Annotated in this window: 2 protein-coding genes; both read left to right on the top strand. The window is 40.3% G+C overall.

The genetic code is table 11. From position 1 onward, the window contains the following. Window positions 1-723, top strand: a 723-nt coding sequence (locus AC1DND_RS21965) for a hypothetical protein (protein ID WP_477584742.1), incomplete at its 5' end; no start/stop codon positions are given. A 29-nt stretch (window positions 724-752) separates the two neighbouring features. Then, window positions 753-3,981: SusC/RagA family TonB-linked outer membrane protein (locus tag AC1DND_RS21970; protein WP_477584743.1), on the top strand; the 3,229-nt coding region annotated here is incomplete at its 3' end.

The raw sequence follows: 3,981 nt of genomic DNA on the forward strand, positions 1-3,981 counted from the left end.
ATATTACAGGATGCTGCTTTTACAGCCGAATCGGCAAAACTTTCAACCTATTATCCAAGTGTAGATCCGAATTTGAATGCTTCCTACTTCTTGGTAAAAGATTTAACCGTTAAAGGCGTTTACCCGATTGAAAAGTTGCCAGATACACTGATTTCTTTACAAGGCGTAAAAGTGCCAGTCAATAAGGCTAATATTATCCGTTCCTACCGGGCCAGTAACGGGATGGTGCATGTTGTAAATGCACTGCCTTTCCGTTTAAAAGATAAAATACCAGAATTTAAAATCGAAGGTGAAAAACCACAATTCGTTAGTGCTGCACGTACACTTTTATACCGCACAAAACTCGATAATTTAGGGAAAACCTTTAATGATATCGAGGTTTATGACCATAAATATGCCGAATTTGGTGTGTTTTATACTAAAGCCAATTTACCTGTGGTAAAATATAAAGTTTACGCAAGGGCCATTTCTGGTTTGCCTGGCGACCCACAGGTGGCGGCATTTACACAGCGTTACTTCTTTTTTAACCCCGCCACAGTAAGTTATACTTTGTTTTATACCCATCTGGTAAATCCCTTAACCTATAACGAAACCTACTTAGGAGAATACACGCCAGCACAGTTTGGCAATTTTCAGGTGAGGTTAACCGCTGCAAACAGTACGAATGTAAATGTGAGTACACTCATATTGGATTATCTACGCTTCGAACCAGTTTTACCTTAATTATGAATCTTGCTTTCAAAAAAAATACTATGTATAATTTTACAACGATAAAAAAAGTTTGGGGCATGCTACTTTGCTTACTGGTGTTTGGCTTAGCTGCACAGGCACAGGAAGTAGATTCGATGAAAACCGAAACAGATACCACTACCGTAAAAGTAAAGGCCCGCGCAGTTAAGGGTGAAAAAATAAGGGGAGTTGTGCTCGATGGGAATACCAATAAGCCTTTAGTGGGCATTAATATCACGGTTACTGGTTTTAATGCCGCCATTACCGACGAAAAAGGAAGGTTTACTGTAGTCGTACCCGATTATAAGGCCAGCATTATTATTTCGGGTAATGGTTTCCAAACCAAGGTGCTACCGGTTTATAAAGACAAAGAAATCAGAACCAAACTTTACCCGTTATCATTTGCCTCGGTTTACAACGAGGTAGTTACGCCGATAGGTACGGTTTCTCAGGCGCGGGCAATACCCGCCATCAGTAATGTGAGTTTGCAAGGCAACTGGGCCAGTAATTCTGAAAGTGTAATGAGTTACGTTCAGGGCAGGGCAGCAGGGGTTAAAGTTACCAGGCGCTCAGGAACGCCTGGTGTAGGTGCCGATGTGCTCATCAGAGGATTTAACTCTCTGTATGCTACAAATCAGCCTTTATATGTGGTTGATGGAATGATTTTCGATGCCAATAATTACGGTACTTCGCTAATTAAAGGTCATGTTAACAACCCGCTTCAATTTATCGATGTTCGGGATATTGAAAATATCAGCATCATTAAAGATGCGGCTTTGGCAGCGACTTATGGGGTGAAAGCGGCAAATGGGGTGGTGTTAATTACCACCAACCGTGCACACGATCTGGCCACCAATATCGATTTTTCTGGTTACGCAGGTTTCAATTTCAAGCCTAAAAACTTACCTGTAATGGGGGCTTCTGATTATAGGTTATATCTTTCTGATATTTTAAAAAGTCAGGGCTTAAGCAATAGTGCCATTGCCGCAAAACCTTATATGAACGACAGTCCAACCAATCCCGATTATTTTAAATACCACAATGAAACGAATTGGCAGAATGAAGTATTAAAAAGCAGTTTCGATCAGAACTATTTTTTAAAGGTAACCGGTGGCGATAATATTGCGAAGTATGCACTTTCTGCTGCTTATGCCAGAGATCGGGGCGTAATTGATAGCACTGATAATTTAAAATACAGTACGCGCTTTAATAGTGATTTAAACCTGACTAAAAAACTGCAGGGAAGCACCAGTTTATCATTTACCTATACAGAGCAGCGTTTAAAAGACCAGGGAATTGCTCCTGTAACCAACCCACTGTTTTTAGCTTTGGTTAAATCGCCTTTTATGGCCAGAAATGAAATAAATTCGACTGGGGCAGTTTCACCAAATTTAGCGGATTACGATACCTTACAGGTGAGTAATCCAAGAGCTTTAATCGAGAAAGGACAAAATTTAAAAAAGGCTTATCGATTTTATGGAAACATCAATTTCGATTTTACTTTCAACAAAAACTTTAAACTATCTAACCTAAGTGGTGTAACTTACGATAAAACACAGGAAACGCTTTTTATTCCAAGAAAAGGGGTAACCAACGATACGCTTTCCAATTATGTAGGCGATAGCCGTTTGGGTACGCAGGTAGGAAGGTTTTTTAATGTGTTTAACGATCTGCGTTTAACTTACGATCAATCTTTCGGCTCATATAGTAAATTACATGCAATTGTAGGTACACGCTATTCGCAGAGCGAAAGCGAGCAGGACTATGCTTTGGGTTTTAACTCTGCAACAGATGAATTGATCAGCATTGGTAACAGTAATGCCGCTTTTAGAACATTTGGCGGTGATATTGGGAAATGGCGTACGCTGAACAATTACCTGTCTGCCAATTATAGCTATGCCGATAAATACCTGGTTAATTTCTCAATGGCTGTTGATGGATCTTCGCGCTTTGGTGCAAAGGCCGATCAGGGTTTCTTAAACTTCGATGATGGTTTGAGGATTAATGGAAGCCGTTATGCCGTTTTACCCGCTGTTGGTGCTGCCTGGGTAATCTCTTCAGAGAAATTTATGCGCAATTTACACCGTGTTGACCTTTTGAAATTAAGAATGAGCTATGGTTTAGTTGGAAATGATGATGTTGGGAATTATACCGCCAGAAAATATTATACCTCTCAAAATGTATTGGGCATCAGGGGTATCGTAACCGGAAATTTTGCTAACCCCAATCTACAATGGGAAACCGTACGCAAGTTTAATACTGGTATAGATGGCTCCTTTTTTAGTGAGCGTCTAAGCATCAGCTTAGATTATTGGAGAAACAGCACTAAAAATATGTTAAGCTATCAATTGCTGAGTGTTGTTACGGGTAGTGCTTCTTTTATCAACAATAATGGTGGCATGCAGACAAATGGTTTAGATTTAGCCTTAAACGGTCGGATTCTAAATGAAAAATTAAAATGGGATGCGGGTTTAACCATCGGTACATCAACCAATAAAATTACCAGTTTACCTGATGGAAATTCAGTTATAACCAGTTATGCAGGTGGTGCTTACATCAGCCAGGTTGGTCAGTCGGCCAATCAGTTTTACGGTTATAAAACCAATGGTGTTTTTGCGACCAATGCGGAGGCCGCTGCCTCAGGTTTATCTAGCCGCAACAGTTTGGGAGCACTTGTACCATTTACAGGGGGCGATGTAAAGTTTACTGATAGCAATGGCGATAAGATTATTGACGATGCCGACCGCACTGTTATTGGTAATCCTAATCCGAATTTATTTGGAAGCTTTAACAACACCTTCACTTACAAAAACTGGAGTTTAGATGCTTTAATCACTTTTGTTAGCGGTAACGACGTTTACAATTATACGAGGGCACAGCTAGAATCTGGAAGTACTTATTACAACCAAACACCAAATATTGGCAACAGGTGGAAAGGTGATGGACAAGTTACGTCGGTACCAAAAGCTACTTATGGCGATCCGGTAGGGAACGCCCGTTTTTCTGACCGCTGGATAGAAGATGGCTCTTATTTACGTTTGCGAACCATTAATGTAACCTATAATGTACCCTTAAAACTGAAAGCCATTAAGTACGCAAAAATTTATGCTACGGCTAATAACCTGTTTACTGTAACCAATTATTTAGGCTATGATCCGGAATTTAGTAACTCCGGAAGTTTATTTAGCCAGGGCGTAGATACCACCCTTGAGCCCCAGTTCAGGTCGTTTCAGCTAGGTGTTAGAGTTGGAT

Source organism: Pedobacter sp. 01N416, assembly GCF_056399685.1.